Source organism: Pseudomonas sp. LP_7_YM (assembly GCF_004364435.1).
Taxonomy (GTDB): Bacteria; Pseudomonadota; Gammaproteobacteria; order Pseudomonadales; family Pseudomonadaceae; genus Aquipseudomonas.
In genome coordinates this window covers 593197-609409 of sequence record NZ_SOCT01000002.1, presented here as the reverse complement: position 1 = coordinate 609409, position 16213 = coordinate 593197, and the positions used below count along the sequence as shown (strand labels likewise).

8 protein-coding genes and 4 pseudogenes are annotated in these 16213 nt (G+C 53.7%); 4 read left to right on the top strand and 8 right to left on the bottom strand.

Annotated features, from left to right (window positions below; all coding sequences use genetic code 11):
- Positions 1-476: 476 nt before the first annotated feature.
- Entirely contained in the window at positions 477-3386 is a 2910-nt protein-coding gene (locus EC915_RS07845) for a ribonucleoside-diphosphate reductase subunit alpha (protein WP_133749956.1), read from the top strand.
- A gap of 1151 nt (positions 3387-4537) precedes the next feature.
- Here the strand turns inward: EC915_RS07845 and EC915_RS25555 are convergent.
- The 6 genes and pseudogenes from EC915_RS25555 to EC915_RS07820 all read right to left on the bottom strand — a co-directional run bounded on the left by EC915_RS25555 (position 4538) and on the right by EC915_RS07820 (position 11391).
- A complete protein-coding gene (locus tag EC915_RS25555) occupies positions 4538-5032 on the bottom strand; it encodes an RHS repeat-associated core domain-containing protein (RefSeq protein ID WP_372237862.1) in 495 nt (164 codons plus the stop codon).
- A gap of 414 nt (positions 5033-5446) precedes the next feature.
- Positions 5447-5563, bottom strand: a pseudogene (locus EC915_RS25185) (type IV secretion protein Rhs); the annotation flags it as partial.
- A 212-nt stretch (positions 5564-5775) separates the two neighbouring features.
- Positions 5776-6162 (bottom strand): hypothetical protein, encoded by a 387-nt coding sequence (locus EC915_RS07835; protein ID WP_133749955.1) that lies wholly within the window; start codon positions 6160-6162, stop codon positions 5776-5778.
- A pseudogene (locus tag EC915_RS07830) lies at positions 6152-9562 on the bottom strand (RHS repeat-associated core domain-containing protein); the annotation flags it as partial. The gene EC915_RS07835 and the pseudogene EC915_RS07830, both read right to left, overlap by 11 nt.
- Positions 9563-9727: 165 nt before the next feature.
- A complete protein-coding gene (locus EC915_RS07825; protein WP_133749954.1) occupies positions 9728-10456 on the bottom strand; it encodes a hypothetical protein in 729 nt (242 codons plus the stop codon).
- Positions 10453-11391 (bottom strand): hypothetical protein, encoded by a 939-nt coding sequence (locus tag EC915_RS07820; protein ID WP_256658679.1) that lies wholly within the window; start codon positions 11389-11391, stop codon positions 10453-10455. The genes EC915_RS07825 and EC915_RS07820 overlap by 4 nt, the downstream gene beginning before the upstream one ends.
- Before the next feature lie 1142 nt (positions 11392-12533).
- Here EC915_RS07820 and EC915_RS07815 point away from each other — a divergent pair.
- Together EC915_RS07815 and EC915_RS07810 are read left to right on the top strand one after the other, a co-directional pair.
- Positions 12534-13781: a ribonucleotide-diphosphate reductase subunit beta gene (locus tag EC915_RS07815; protein ID WP_062379979.1), complete on the top strand. Its 1248-nt coding sequence runs from the start codon at positions 12534-12536 to the stop codon at positions 13779-13781.
- A 91-nt stretch (positions 13782-13872) separates the two neighbouring features.
- On the top strand, positions 13873-14649 hold the full coding sequence (locus EC915_RS07810; RefSeq protein WP_166650941.1) for a BRO family protein: 777 nt from the start codon (positions 13873-13875) through the stop codon (positions 14647-14649).
- A 44-nt stretch (positions 14650-14693) separates the two neighbouring features.
- On the opposite strand, the pseudogene EC915_RS07805 reads toward EC915_RS07810, so the two are convergent.
- Both EC915_RS07805 and EC915_RS25180 read right to left on the bottom strand, forming a co-directional pair.
- A pseudogene (locus tag EC915_RS07805) lies at positions 14694-15119 on the bottom strand (transposase); the annotation flags it as partial.
- 103 nt (positions 15120-15222) lie between these two features.
- Positions 15223-15473, bottom strand: a pseudogene (locus tag EC915_RS25180) (GNAT family N-acetyltransferase); the annotation flags it as partial.
- 159 nt (positions 15474-15632) lie between these two features.
- Between EC915_RS25180 and EC915_RS07790 the strand changes: the two are divergent.
- Positions 15633-16166, top strand: a complete 534-nt coding sequence (locus EC915_RS07790) for a transposase (RefSeq protein WP_133749951.1) — start codon at positions 15633-15635, stop codon at positions 16164-16166.
- Positions 16167-16213 lie beyond the last annotated feature (47 nt).

The following is a 16213-nucleotide window of genomic DNA, read 5'->3' as shown; positions in this document are numbered from 1 at the left end:
AAGTTACGCACAGGTTTACCCACAGCTGACACGTTGCAATTGGTGTCCGAAACGCATTATCTTGTAGCCCGTTGCGGGCTGACCCCCTACATGTGGGGTTTTAGTCTAAAAACCAAACACAAGTCGACGAGAGATTTCAAGCAGTTTTTCTCGCGCTAAACGGGTTGATTTATCCCCGGTTTTACTGCATGACCGCTCACATGCGAAGGGCAACTGCCCAAGCGTCACGATCTGCGCGTATCGGTACACGTGTTGCAACGTTTACGCGGCAAAATGGCAGTACGCATTCAGGATCAACTATTTACGGGCGACGGGCTCAAGACCCGCGCCCTTTTGGACTTCAAGCCAGGGACGTGCTCATCCAGCCCTTCCCGCCGTTGGAAGTCATTGGACTGACGTTTGTCGGTCAACTGTCTCAAGACGGAACGGTGGGTGCGTTTTACGCCCAAACAAACTTAGAGAACGTGGAGACACCCATGCAAACAGACACAACTCGCGAGAATCCGCAGGCCCCCGCGCCGCAGACAGGTACCCACCAGCAGGACCTGTCCGCGACCGCTCCGGGCCAGCTGCGCGTGATCAAGCGCAACGGCACTGTCGTTCCTTACACCGATGACAAGATCACCGTCGCCATCACCAAGGCTTTTCTCGCAGTTGAAGGCGGTACCGCCGCCGCGTCGTCGCGTATCCACGACACCGTTGCCCGCCTGACCGAACAAGTCACCGCCACCTTCAAGCGTCGCATGCCTTCGGGCGGCACCATCCACATCGAAGAAATCCAGGATCAGGTAGAACTGGCGCTGATGCGCGCTGGCGAGCAAAAAGTGGCTCGCGACTACGTGATCTACCGTAACGACCGCTCCAAAGAACGTGCCGGTCGTATCGGAGAAGCGCCGGTACAGGCGCATCCGTCGATCCGTATCACCAGCAAGGACGGCAGTCTGGCGCCGCTGGACATGGGTCGTCTGCACACCATCATCACCGAAGCGTGCGAAGGTCTGGCCGAAGTCGATGCCAACCTGATCCAGAACGAAACCCTGAAAAACCTGTACGACGGCGTTGCCCTGACCGACGTCAACACCGCGCTGGTCATGACCGCGCGCACCCTGGTCGAGCGTGAACCGAACTATTCGTTCGTGACCGCGCGCCTGCTGATGGACACCCTGCGTGCCGAAGGGCTAGGGTTCCTGGATGTCGCCGAAAGCGCCACTCACCACGAAATGGTCGACCTGTACGCCAAGGCGCTGCCGGCTTACGTCGCCAAAGGTATCGAGTTCGAACTGCTCAACCCTGTGCTGGCCGAGTTCGACCTGGAAAAACTGGGCAAGGCGATCAACCACGAACGCGACCAGCAATTCACCTATCTGGGCCTGCAGACCCTGTATGACCGTTACTTCATCCACAAGGACGGCATCCGTTTCGAACTGCCGCAGATCTTCTTCATGCGTGTGGCCATGGGCCTGGCAATCGAAGAGAAAGCCCGTGAAGACCGCGCCATCGAGTTCTACAACCTGTTGTCGTCCTTCGACTACATGGCTTCGACGCCGACCCTGTTCAACGCCGGTACCCTGCGTCCACAGCTGTCGAGCTGCTACCTGACCACCGTTCCGGATGACCTGTCGGGCATTTACCACGCCATCCACGACAACGCCATGCTGTCCAAATTCGCAGGCGGTCTGGGCAATGACTGGACACCGGTGCGCGCGCTGGGCTCGTACATCAAGGGCACCAACGGCAAATCCCAGGGCGTGGTGCCCTTCCTGAAAGTGGTCAACGACACCGCTGTGGCAGTCAACCAGGGCGGCAAGCGCAAGGGCGCTGTCTGTGCCTACCTGGAAACCTGGCACATGGACATCGAAGAGTTCATCGAACTGCGCAAGAACACCGGTGATGATCGTCGTCGTACCCACGACATGAACACCGCCAACTGGATCCCTGACCTGTTCATGAAGCGTGTCTTCGACGACGGCAAATGGACCCTGTTCTCGCCGTCCGAAGTGCCGGACCTGCACGACCTGACCGGTAAAGCCTTCCAGGAGCGCTACGAGTACTACGAAGCGCTGACCGAGTACCCAGGCAAGGTCAAGCTGTTCAAGACCATCCAAGCCAAAGACCTGTGGCGTAAAATGCTGTCCATGCTCTTCGAAACCGGCCACCCGTGGCTGACCTTCAAAGACCCGTGCAACCTGCGCAGCCCGCAGCAGCACGTGGGCGTAGTCCACAGCTCGAACCTGTGCACCGAGATCACCCTGAACACCAACAAAGACGAGATCGCGGTCTGCAACCTGGGCTCGATCAACCTGCCGAACCACATCGTGGCCGGCAAGCTGGACACCGACAAACTCAAGCGCACCATCGACGTTGCCCTGCGCATGCTCGACAACGTGATCGACATCAACTACTACTCGGTGCCGCAAGCGAAGAACTCCAACTTCCGCCACCGTCCGGTCGGTCTGGGCATCATGGGCTTCCAGGACGCACTGTACCTGCAGCACATTCCTTACGGTTCCGATGCTGCCGTCGAATTCGCCGACCGCTCGATGGAAGCCGTCAGCTACTACGCGATCCAGGCCTCCTGCGACCTGGCCGATGAGCGCGGTGCCTACGAGACGTTCCAGGGCTCGCTGTGGTCCAAGGGCATTCTGCCGCTGGATTCGCAACAGATCCTGATCGAAGCCCGTGGCCAGAAGTACATCGATGTCGACCTGAACGAAACCCTGGACTGGGCGCCTGTGCGTGCTCGCGTTCAGAAAGGCATTCGTAACTCGAACATCATGGCCATCGCACCGACCGCCACCATCGCCAACATCACCGGCGTATCGCAGTCGATCGAACCGACCTACCAGAACCTGTACGTGAAATCGAACCTCTCGGGCGAATTCACCGTGATCAACCCGTACCTGGTTCGCGACCTCAAAGCACGCGATCTGTGGGACTCGGTCATGATCAACGACCTCAAGTACTACGACGGTTCGGTGCAGCAGATCGAGCGCATCCCGCAGGAACTCAAAGACCTGTACGCCACGGCGTTCGAAGTGGACACCAAGTGGATCGTTGACGCCGCCAGCCGTCGTCAGAAGTGGATCGACCAGGCGCAATCGCTGAACCTGTACATCGCCGGCGCATCGGGCAAGAAGCTCGACGTGACCTACCGCATGGCCTGGTACCGTGGCCTGAAAACCACTTACTACCTCCGTGCCCTGGCCGCGACCAGCACCGAGAAGTCGACCATCAACACCGGCAAGCTCAACGCCGTTTCCAGCGGCGGCCACGGCCCGGACGACTCAGCGATCACCGCCCCCCGTCCAGCCGAAGCAGCACCCGGCCCAGCGCCAGTGCCAAAGGCCTGCGCGATTGATGAGCCGGATTGCGAGGCGTGTCAGTAAGCGGCTCTGCACTATGGAACCAGAGCGTCGTGTAATCGACGCTCGACCGGTAAACGCGCTCCTGAAGGAGCGCGCTTGCTCTCACTGCATCTGGACGGCTAGCGCGCTTTAAATATGACTTCTTTTTGACCAGATGACTGTGGAAGTCGCACTCAACCTGAGTGCTTGTTCGCTGGCGGCGAGGTTTTCACCTGTGTTCGCTGCAGAAGGTGAACGCTGAGCAGGCAGTCTTCATCTTCACCGCGGGTGACAACGATGCGGCGGACTTTTATGCAAAGCACTTTCAGCTAGCAGCCCGGCACATTGGCGCTCGCGAGGCGCGGATCTCAAATTCGCAAAAGGAGTACAGCCAGAGTACTAATAACAATGCCTTAGGAATTATTTATTAGATAGAATTAAGAACCCCCATCAATAGAATTCCTAACTTCCTGCTGTGCAAGATCCATTCTCTCAAGCTCCAAATACTCCCTCAGCGACTTTTTTATAAGGTTACCGGGCAAACCATTGGCAATCAAAATTTCAATACCTTTTTTGATAATCGCTGACAATCGAGGGCAAAGAATATTCACCGTGCAACCTCTCGGCCTTATTCAACTATTTACTAAATCCAAAAGTAAAGCCAATAGATTGTCTTTACTCATATAAACCTCTACACATAGAATGCATACTCTTCACACCTACAGCCCAAGACTCACGCCAATGTTGAGCATTAATACCTGATCAGCGTCGCCGGTAATATCGTTGGCACTTGATGCGCCTTTACTCTATTTTCATTCCATTGATCCATAGACCCTCCCTCGAAACCGCACGACCTTGTTTGATGAACGCACAGCCAATGATTTCATCATTACACACAAAACAGTCACCATCAAAAAGGTCGTTAGTCATAGGGTACACCTGTAACTTCTCACTCAACGAAAATGAGGACAAACGAACAACTAGGTCGCTTAATCCGAAAGCTCCACTTTCCGAACCATAGTCAAAGTTAGCTCTCCGCCCATATCTTGCTAATAGCAAGCTGACATTCTCCTCGTAAGGATTACCAAGCTTTAGACTGTCAGAACTTAGCACTTCATTCAGAAGCGTGGACCATTCTTCATTTCGTGGAATGATACTCTTTAAATACTTCGCATACTCCATGACTACGAGCCTCACAACCTATTAACTTTTACGCCAGTCCGTGTGCCTAATTGCAACATCTCGGCCTCTCCCCACTGATTGATTTGGCTCCCCCCCCAAGACCAAGTTGCGCCTTGGGCAGGCGCACCGATAGGTACGCTTAAAAGCACACCGCCTGGCCCGTCTTTGTTAGCGTGCTCCAATGCCATTTCTTTATTAGGAGTCCACGATACAAACTGGCTTTCTCCTGTCCTTCCTCCCTGTGCGTGTTGCTCAGGAGTCAAATCCGCATGCGGATTTGCAGGCTTCACTACGCCGTTTTTCGCGCTATCGAGATCAGGGTGCTTCGCACTTACCCCTCGATACAGTTGGCTAGTATCATCGCAGCTTAGCCCTAGTGGATCCACCCACCTTGTTGAATTCAGTGCATAAGCATAAAGGTTATTACCACCAGACAACCCAATTGGATCCTGAGTAATAAACCGTCCCACCTGCGCATCGTAATACCGGAACGTGTTGTAGTGCAGCCCCGTCTCGTCGTCGAAGTACTGCCCCTAAAACCGCAGATTCTGCTCGACGTCACTAACTGTGAGCGTTTCAAGCTCGCCCCACGCCTTGTAGGTGGCCTGCCATGTATACTTCCGTCAACGTCCGTCATCCCCAGCGGCGTGCCACTCTGGTCGGTGTGGAAGTAGTAGAGTTTTTTGCTCTGCCCCCAGCCTTGCCAGAGAAAGCTTTTATGCTCGGTCTGGTCTTCGATCTCGAAAGTTTTCCCGATTCGTAGACCAAGGCTGTAGTACCGATAGGTGCCGATGCTTTCTCGCTTGCCGCTGATCACCGTTTCAGCCTCGACCAAACGGCTTTCGCAATCATGGCTAAACGTCCGCAGCTTGCGCAGGCCACTGCGCTTTTCAATCAGGTTGCCCAACGCATCGTAGACATACTCGCGCAGCAGGCATACTGTTGATATGAACCGTATCGCTGCCTTGGGCACGAATCTGCGGCGCCGAGCTGTGCTGATCGCACTGGGCAGTGTCAACATGGGCCCGAGCAGCAGGCTACACCACACTAGCTCTCTATTGTAATTACACCGACGCAAGACACTCAGGAAATGGACGTGTTTTCTTTAGGCTTTGCTACGCTCCTTTCGCGTTCCCTAGTTGTTGCTACTTCGCGCCCAAGCTGGATACTATTCTATGCATTGGATGACCTGCAAAGGTATATTCAGCGTGTATCATAATCGAAGATCTTTGAAACTATAACAATACCCCTAAGCATCGCTGGTAATTTTTAAAGACATGCACCCATCAATATCAAAAGTCTTTGAGTTGATTATAAATATCAATAAGTAATCTTCAACTTTTAATGTCACCCAAGATCGACGATCAATGCTAACCGTGTCACTTAGCGATTGCAAACATATATCTGAGCCATTAAGAATACGTCCCTGCGCCGTCAAGTTCTCGGCGCGAAACTTTATAATTGACTGCATTGAGTCTTTTTCCTGATCACTATAGCTATTAACCCCCGGAGGAAGAGGAAATCGACCCTTGGGAAGTTTTACCTTTTTCAGTACTATGGCCGTTTGACAGTCGATATTGCCAGTCTTTATAAATTCTTCAAAATCAACTTTTTCCAGTAAATCTTTAGAGTTCATTTGGATCAAACACCTTAAGTCCAGAGCGATTCCCTTGCAATAGTACTTCTGATTCACCATAAGCATCTGGAGAAAACTTCCACGCCCAGGTGTTACCAGGTTTGGGGGCGCCAGTTGGAGTCCCTAGGACGACGCCTCCCGGCCCGTCTTTTTCTGCCCACCATTTGGCGACCTTAGGATCTCGGGTCCAAGATGTAAAAGGGCTATCATGAGAGACGCCGCCAAGGTTGTGTGTCTCTGGTGAAATGTTACTCTCAACATTACCAGGTTTGGCAATTCCATTTCTTGCATTAGCAATTTCAGGATGGTTGGCGCTTACGCCTCGGTATAACTCGCACTCCCACCCTAATGGGTCGACCCAAGTATTTGGATTTGGGACGTAAGAATACAAGTTGTTGCCACCCAGCAACCCAATTGGATCCTGCGTAATAAACCGTCCCACCCCAGGATCGTAGTACCGAAACGTGTTGTAGTGAAGCCCCGTCTCGTCGTCGAAATACTGCCCCTGGAACCGCAGATTCTGTTCGACGTCGCTGACTGTGAGCGTTTCAACCTCGCCCCACGCCTTGTACGTGGCCTGCCAGACGATGCTGCCCTCAGTGTCTGTCATTTCCAGCGGTGTGCCGATCTGGTCGGTGTGGAAGTAGTAGAGCTTGTGCTCTGCCTCGTCTTCCTGTTGGTCGACTCGGGCTAGCGGCGCGTAGCTGCCGGGTTCGTAAATGTAGAGGCTACTTTGTTGTGGGCTTTCCTCGCGTAGCAGCCGCAAGCCTTGCCAGAGGAAGTTTTTGTGTTCGGCCTGGCCATTTATTTCTGATGTTTTGGCAATGCGCCTGCCCAGACTGTCGTAGCGATAGGTGCCGATGCTGTGTCGCTTGCCATTGACCAGTGTTTCGGCTCTGACCAGCCTGTTTTCACAGTCGTAGCTAAACGTCTGCAGTTTGCTCAGGCCAACGCGCTTCTCGATGAGGTTGCCCCATGCATCGTAGGCATACTCCTGATCGCGCCAGCGCTTAAGGCGGTTGTCTTTGACATGATCAAACTGGCTTGTGTTGAAGTTCAGCCGGTTGGCTGCCGCGTCGTACCTGAACTCTTCACTGTCGACCAGTTTTCCGGTGTCGCGGCTGTGCAGTTGGCCGTTGGCTTCGTATTCGTACTTGATTTCGCCGCGCAGCTTGTCGAGGGTGCGGGTCAGTTCGCCAGCTGGATCGTATTCATAGCGTCGGTGGATCGGGTTGTAGGCGTGATCCACCAGCAGGCTGTTGTCGCCGGGGTTATGGATCTGCGAGAGCTTTTCGCCCGGTAATTCGGAGGCGAACTGCCAGCTCTTGCGGCCCATGGCGTCGTAGCCGAAGCAACTGGTGAGTTTGCCCTGAGTGCGGAAGATCTCGCGGTGCAGGTCATCGTGTTCCATGTCGCTGATGAGCAGTCCGTCGAGGTTGAGTTGGTGCAGGTGGCCGCTGCCGTAGTAGAGGTGGTTGAGGTGTTGACCTGTGGGCAGGGTCAGCGTGGTGAGGTTGCTCAGCGGATCGTATTCGTAGTCCAAGGCGCCTTGGGGTGTGGTCTCTTTGACCAGACGGCCCAGGAGGTCGTATTCAAACTTGAGAGTTTCTTCGCTGACGCCGAGGTTTTTACCGGTGTTCGTCGGCAGACGGTGAATGCTCAGCAGCCGGTCGCCTTCGTCATAGGTGTACTCCTGACGTGCATCGTCGTTGAGTTTGGCCAGTAGACGGCCAATCGTGTCGCGCTCAAATTCGGTGCTGCGCTGTGGTCGTTCGGCGCGGTCTCCGTAGCCGGTTTCGTCGACGCGGGTCAGATGGCCGCCGAGGTTGTAGCTGAAACGGCGGGTCAGGTTGTCGATGCGCTTTTCTTCGATCACGCGATCAGAGGCGTCGTAGACAAACTGGTAGGCGGCGTTGTTTTCGTTGACCAGTGCGGTCAGGCGGATCGCATTGTCGTATTCGTAACGAATGTGCTGGCCTTTGGCATCCTGGCGGCTGCTCGGAAGGCCGCGTGCGGTGCGCAGCAGACGCGTGGTCTGGCCTTTGCCATCGGTGTGGGTCAGAACTTGGCCAAGGGCGTTGTAGGTAAAGGACTCAGCAGTGCCATCCGGATGATCAATGCGCAGCACTTCGCCATCGGGTTTGCGCTCAAGTTTCGTGGTCTGGTTGAGGGCGTCGGTGACAGCAACGAGATGCTGGCGGTCGTCGTAGCTGTAGTAGGTGCTTTTGCCGGAGCAATCCTGAAAGCGCTCCACCTGGGCCAGACTGTTCCACCACAGGTATTTGGATTTGTGCGTCGCGTCGATGATGGTGTGCGGCAGGCCGTCATCGCTGTTGAGGTATTCGGTTTTGTGGCCAAGGGCATCGGTTTCGGCGATGAGGTTGCCCTTATCGTCGTAGCGGGCTTTCCAGACGCTGCCGTCGGGAAAGCTTGTCTCGGTGATCAGGGTGGTGCCGAGGTGGTGCTTGTAGGTGACGTTCCGACCCAGCGGATCGGTTTCTGCAATCAGTCGGGAGAAGTCGTCGTATTTGAAAGCAAGGCGGTTGCCATCGGGCAGGACGATGCCGGTCATGTTGCCCGCTTCGTCAAGGTCGATGCTGTAGTGTTCCCCGCCGTAGTCACGGCTGGCGATGACGCGGCGGTCTTCGTTGTAGTGCACTTCCAGTTCGCGCCCCAATACATCGGTGGCCCATGAGGTGCGTTTTTTGAAGTCATAACGGAAATGGAAATGTTCGCCGTCGCTGGTCCAGTGCTCGACTACGCGAGGCTGGCCGTCGACGGTCTCCCAGCGGTAGCTGCAGCTCAGACCGAGTGCGTTGCTGTGGGTGGCCATCACTCCATCGGCGTAGCTAAAACGCCGCATCGAATCGCCATTGCGGTTGATCACTTCGCTAAGTTGACCATTAGCGTCGTAGCGGTACTGCACGAGGGTTTCGACGGCCAGATTATCAACAACGCGTTTGACGTCGGTCAGGCGGCCCAGCGGGTGGTCGTAGTGCAGGTGCACACGTACGCCACCCGGGGCGCTGATGTCAGTAAGCGTGCCTTCGGGGGTGCGCGTGAAATGCAGGTAGTGGCCAAGTGCGTTTTCAATACGCTGCAGAGGTACTGCAGAGTTGCCCTCCGGGACTTCGCCGAAGTAGAAGAAGATGTTGTCCAGGGTCTGTAGCAGGTAGTGGCCACCCTGGGTACGAATCAGATAGAGCTGTTCGTAGGGGTTGTAAATACGCTCCCCCGGCTCGACATCGACAAACGGTACGCTACGCCCCTGATTGTCGCGGAGGTAGACGAAGCTACCGCTCCGGCGCAGACTTTGCTCCCAGGGTAGCACCCAGCCTTGGCCCAGTACGCTGTTGACAGTCAGGTCGCTGGCGTAAAAACGCGACCACTCAATGGGCAAAGGATTCAAGCAACAGCTCCTGGCCGCCTTTTAGGGCCATGGTGAGCTTGAACAGGCGCCTGTTCTGCGCCGTAAATAGTGAGGAAAGATCCATCGCTTCTACTACTCCTTAACCAGTAATACGTCATCAGGCTTGAGCAGCCTGCTAGTAGTGATCGTCAAAAATCAAGCACCCGGAGACTTGCGCCAAGACGCAACCCACTTAAACAACTTACTGAACCACCAACGACTGCGAGCTTCACGAATTTCGTCGATTTGCATGAAGGTGTAGGGGGTGGGCATGGTCTTTTCTTGGATGCGAAGGGTACGAAGGCCTCTGATTATGTGGCGTGCGTAGAATAAAACCGTCATGGAGAAAGTCGTCAGTCCAAACATGGCGACCATTCCGGTAGTGAGCGAGCCGACTGTTTTGGTAAACATACTTGCCGCCAAGGTGGTCGCTCCTGCCACCAAAAGAGGGCTATACGCTGTCGATATTTTTTGCTTTTTTTGCGGACGTGGCTGGACCTTGATTCCATCATATTCGAATGGATGAAATGAGGGTTTGCCATTGGCCAAGACCCAATACGTCAAAGATGCGATACCCATTGGAACAGGCCATATCATGAGGGCAGCAATACTTGTCTTCCCCCAGAACCTAGAAGCAACCAAATAAGCTGCGGTACAGGCCATTAAAGAAAAGACACCTACAACCATAATTGTTATTGAAGTTATATATACGGCAAACCTTTCACATGCATAGACAAGATAGAAGGTCCACATTAGCGCAGATAACAACACGACAACAAATGCGGGCCAGAAATATTTAAAGCCCGAAGGACCAAAGGCTAACAAGAAAACAAGAAATACAAATAAAAACCAAGTAAATTTTTTGAGATTATCTGAATCAATCATTGCTGGCTCTCAATCCTTAATGCGTTCCCAATCTTCTTATCAACCCCGAACTCAACCATTGCCCACTGCATTGCCAGACCTGCGAGGAATCCAACGGCCACGACGACAACCAAGGGCGCTGCAGGAATTGCAAGCATAGCGGTAGCTCCCGCCAAGGCATAACCAGAGCCGACGCCCGCAGCAGCCGATACGATGTTAGTGGGCTGGGTGTAAACAGACTTGTTATAAAATTCTGTACCCGTCGTCGAGCTTGAATAATCCAGATAGGCTTGCGGACCTATAGCCAGAGCAGCACCGACAGTATTCCCTCCCATAAATTTCAGCGCACCGGTAGCGCCATTCGCATGCAGATGGGCGAACTGATTCAACGCCGCTTTGGTATTGCCCACAGGAATATGAGCAGCAGTTGGCCCGACCGCACCTAAGATCTTGTAATGCTTCGCAACGGCGGTCACAGGCACTTCAAAAAATAACTGACCTTCCTTGGCAATAATTTTTATGCTGCCTTTAAATGTTTTACCAGCCGACTGCGCGCCAGGGGTACCCCGACTATTGGCCCACGCGTGAAGCTTCGCTTTTTGCTCGGTAGTCAAATCCAGGAGGTCTGTGACCTTCTTGGCCTTGGCCGCTGCCATAACACCGCCTGCGGCGGTCGCAACGGTCCCAGGCAAGTTGCTCTGCGAGAACATCAGCGGGCCAATTCCCGGAATATTTTGGGCGGCCTGTTGGAGGGTTTGCAGCGCTTCCACTGATACATTTGTGGCGGATTTCATTTTCTGAAGGAGTTCGCGCAGCAGCAGAGCAGCGCTTCTGAACTCATCAGGAGTCATTTGCTCATCGCTAGATGACAGCTGATGAACCAGATAAACAGCAGCTGTGTAGTCGTCGGTAGGGTATTGGCCGGCGAAGCGGCCAGGCTGCATGTAAAAATCCATGGCAGACCCGCCTGCGACCCCCTGCTGGCCCCCCCCCCAGCAATCCAGACTGCCTACGATTGCATTGCAGGCTAGCCGAGGTAGGAGGCGTTAAAAAGTTAGTCATTCGTATTCCCTCACTGTCCGCCCATTCCTATCTGGAAATGCTACATCAATAGACCAGGGCGTGCTCCATAATATGCAACGGGCAATTCCCTCTCTTCTAATCGTTGGCAATTTAAGAACGCCAACAGCCTGCAAATACCTATAATCCTTTCGCATGGCCTTAAAAGCTAAGGCAACGAACTGACGGGGCGGTCCGGAAGAATACACGTACAGGTCGCCTAAATTAGTGCTCTCATCAGCCCCATCCTAGCGCCCACTTGGCACTGAGCTGAGCGCAAGTTCTTAGCCACCTATAGGAGAGATACTACATCCCTTTGCCAGTGATCATAACGACCCAGCTCAAATAGCAACAGGTTAAGAGATCGCCAATCGCCCCTGCCCCTCTCCCGACATGGCCCGAGAAAACGCCGTCTGTCAGGCTAGCAATCAGCCAAATCGAACAGTGCCCGATTGCCTCCACTTACTCTGCGCCACGGCAGCCGGGCTTCTTCGCCGGCGTGCTCAGCGTCTTGCGTATTCGTAGAACGTTGAGCTACGTCACGACCTGCAGCAGATGTAGAAATACCCGGTTGCATCCTCGCCCCTGACACCTATATCGTGTGCTTCCTGACGCCACCGAACACTACATAGGCGATTCACATTCAATTTATCGCTGCCGCGTCAAAACAAATTCGGCCCGCCATTCAAACCTGTTGAACGGTGCCGAAAATGATCGATAGATCGGTCGCAGGGCACACGCACGGGGCAAATTTCCGTATACTTGCGCCCCCCTAATCAAGGACCACGACATGACCACCTGCGCAGCCAAAGCCGAATCAAGACCATCGGCCCCCACGCATCCGCGGTGTCAGCGAAGTGTTTCCCTCACGTGCAGCGATTCGCGACCGTAAACGCGACCCTCACGTAACTCCCGAATAAAGACTTCAGAGAGCCTGCTCTCTACCGCCGTATTGCCTGAGTGTTAACACACATCAGCACTGACTTTTTAAATCCAACCGATCGCCAACAGGCGGTCCTCACGCAGGAGCCTCATCACCATGCTGAGCTGGGACGAATTCGACAAAGAAGACGCCGCTGAACCCGCCAAAGGTGCCAACGCCGGCCACGCTTCCGAAGCGGCCATGGACAAACTCGACAGCGCCGGTGGTGCCGCCGCACTGGAAGCACGCGCTGCCAATGCCAACGACTCCGCTGCTGTGGCCCGTGCCAAGGCTGCACTGAACAAGCTCGACATCGCCGAAGGTCTGGCTGAGCTCGAAGGCTCCGCTGCCCGCGTGGCCGTCGACGAAAAGCGCATGATCAACTGCCGCGCCGACCTCAACCAACTTGTGCCATTCAAGTACGACTGGGCCTGGCAGAAGTACCTCGACGGCTGCGCAAACCACTGGATGCCGCAAGAAGTCAACATGACCGCCGACATCGCCGTCTGGCGTAACCCGGAAGGCCTGACCGACGACGAACGCCGCATCGTCATGCGCAACCTGGGCTTCTTCTCCACCGCCGACTCCCTGGTCGCCAACAACCTCGCGCTGGCCGTGTATCGCCTGATCACCAACCCGGAATGCCGCCAGTACATCCTGCGCCAGGCCTTCGAGGAAGCGATCCACACCCACGCCTACCAATACTGCATCGAATCACTGGGCATGGATGAAGGCGAAATCTTCAACATGTACCACGAGATTCCATCGGTCGCGAAAAAGGCAGCCTGGGGCCTCAAATACACCCGCGCCATCTCCGACCCGGAATTCAACACCGGCACCGTCGAGACCGACAAAGAACTGCTGCGCAACCTGATCGCCTACTACTGCGTTCTGGAAGGCATCTTCTTCTATTGCGGCTTCACCCAGATCCTCTCCATGGGTCGCCGCAACAAAATGACCGGCGTCGCAGAACAGTTCCAATACATCCTGCGCGACGAATCCATGCACCTGAACTTCGGCATCGACGTGATCAACCAGATCAAAATCGAAAACCCACACCTGTGGGACGCCGAACTGAAGGAAGAAGCCTCGCAAATGATCCTGCAAGGCACCCAGCTGGAAATCGAATACGCCCGCGACACCATGCCTCGCGGCGTACTGGGCATGAACGCAGCGATGATGGAGGACTACCTCAAGTTCATCGCTAACCGTCGTTTGAGCCAGATTGGTCTGAAAGAAGAGTACCCAGGCACCACCAACCCGTTCCCATGGATGAGCGAGATCATGGACTTGAAGAAGGAGAAGAACTTCTTTGAGACCAGGGTTATTGAGTATCAGACGGGTGGGGCTTTGAGCTGGGATTGAACATGGCTTAACGCCATGCTATAACTCGGTCACGACAAAAAGGATATAAACCAAAACCCTGCGCAAGCGGGGTTTTTTTAAGGAGTATTTCGTGAACACACCAATATTACTTGAGTACCAGGCCGGCGAAGAAACTTCAAAAATCAGGACATTCTATAGAGAAGAGACGCTGTACGTCTCTTTGGAAGATGTAGTACTGATGTTGGCCAAATCTAATACCACTATAAATAATAGAATAAAAACCGGACTAGGCGCCCTGCTCAAGGCTCAGCAACAAGTTTTAGATGTTGATGAGTACGAGCATTTCTCGGTACCTGATGACAAATCCAATTCCCCCCGGCAAGAAGTTTTCATTACCCAGCCAGGTTTATTCAGACTTATTTCAAGGGACAGCACGCCAGCCAGTAAAAGGTTCCAGCGCTGGCTGTTTCATGAGGTGCTCCCATCTATCCATAAACATGGTACCTATCCACCGCCCCAAAAACAAAATAGCTCGGACATCATGTCTCTAGCTCATGCGCTTGCTCAGAATACTAATCTCCTCATCCGCGAGATTGAAGAGCGCGAGAAATTAGCGCATGAGACAAAATTGAAATTTGAAAGCACAGACCGTCAACTGCATGAAATAAATAAGAAAATTGAAGAAATTTCGCCACAAATTGAACACGAAGATTTTAAAAGCATCTCTGAGTACTGCCAAATCAATTGTATCGAGATTGAACATCAGCATCTTTGGGCTATGTGCACCAAGCTGTGTATCGAGCAGGGTATCCGAGTAAGAAACAAATCGAGTTCTAACGGAGTTGAAGGTCACCTTTATCCTTCGAAGACGATTTCAGACGCTATAAAAAAGATACAAGGCATTTGATGATTGTTCCCACGCTCCGCGTGGGAATGAAACCACTGACGCTCTGCGTCACCAGCGGTGCCTTGTCGCAGTGACGAACCACGGTCGCCCAGGCAGCCATTTATCACGCCTAAAATTCCGGCGGCCAACTCATGTTTTTCCAGCAAGCGCCGGAAGTTGAGGATGGTGGTTTCATCCGGGATTCGCTCCAGGCTCAGACCGGCAAACTGGCGTAAAATCGTAGTTTCGTAGAGAGACTCTTCCATCGCCGGATCGCTGTAGTCGAACCAGCTCTGCATCAGATGACCCCGCAGCATCGCCATCAACAGATAGGCTGGACGACCCCCTTCGCCCTTAGGTTAATGAGGTCCGATCAGGGCAATCAAACCCTTCCAGGGGACGACTCGATCCATCTCGATCAAGAGCAGTTCCTTGCGGGTCTGCTTGCGCTTACCGGCGTACTCGGCATCGGCGAAGGTCATTTGCTTCATCATCGAAAAGCTCGGCGATTGGTGTTCGGGGATTTTGCCAAATCAGGAAGTCTTTTTCAGAATTCCCCTAAATGGGCGTGAGCCATTAACCTTGACGTCGGGATCAGGAAGTAATTTTTCTCTTCAGTTGCGTGAGAATGTCCTGAGGGCTGCGAACATAGTAATTGTCGAATTCGCTACTTTCGACGAACTGAAAACCATGCCGCGTATAAAAACGATTTGAAGCGCTTCCCTGAGGGCACCCACCCGTAATGTCATGGCCGCAACATCCGCCTCCATAAAGATGTGACGAAGGACAACCGAACCAATCCCCGCCCCCTGTGCGTTCGGCTTAATGTACAGGTGATCAAGCAGCCACCACTCGTAATCAGGTTTGACGCTCTGCGTCGTCAGCTAGCTCGAGTACCATGTGTACCGATCCGAAAGACTTAGAAACACCAGAACCTTCACATCATCCAATGACTTTGCCTAGGCTTTAAAACTCCGTGCCCGCTTAAGACTCAGGAAAGATCCATGGCCCGAAGTCGCTACACCATCACTGAACCCGAGAAACCTCACTTCCTAACCTGCACCATCGTTGAATGGCTCCCTCTGTTCACCCGCCCGGCTCTTGTCGACATCGTTTTGAATACCTGGCGTTTTCAACAAGCCAATCAGGGCTTGAAGCTTTTCGGCTATGTAGTTTTAGAAAACCATCTGCATTATCTAGCCCAATCCCCCAACCTCGCGAAATCCGTCGCAAGCTTCAAGTCTTTTACGGCACGAAAAATCATCAACCACCTTGAACAAACGCGAGCAGAAAGCACGCTTGAGCGACTGCGCTTCGCAAAACGCGCTCATAAGCTCGACCGGATTTACCAAGTCTGGCAGGAAGGCGTACACGCAGAACTGGTCTATAGCGAGAGCGTGCTGCGACAAAAGCTTAATTATATTCATCACAACCCAGTAAAACGAGGCTATGTCGATCTTGGTGAGCATTGGAGATATTCGAGTGCTCGTGATTATCAAGGGCAGCCGGGACTGCTTGAGATTCAGCGCTGGTATTAGCTGACGCGGAGCGTCAGAGGCTGCTTTCCCACGCGGAGCGTGGGAAC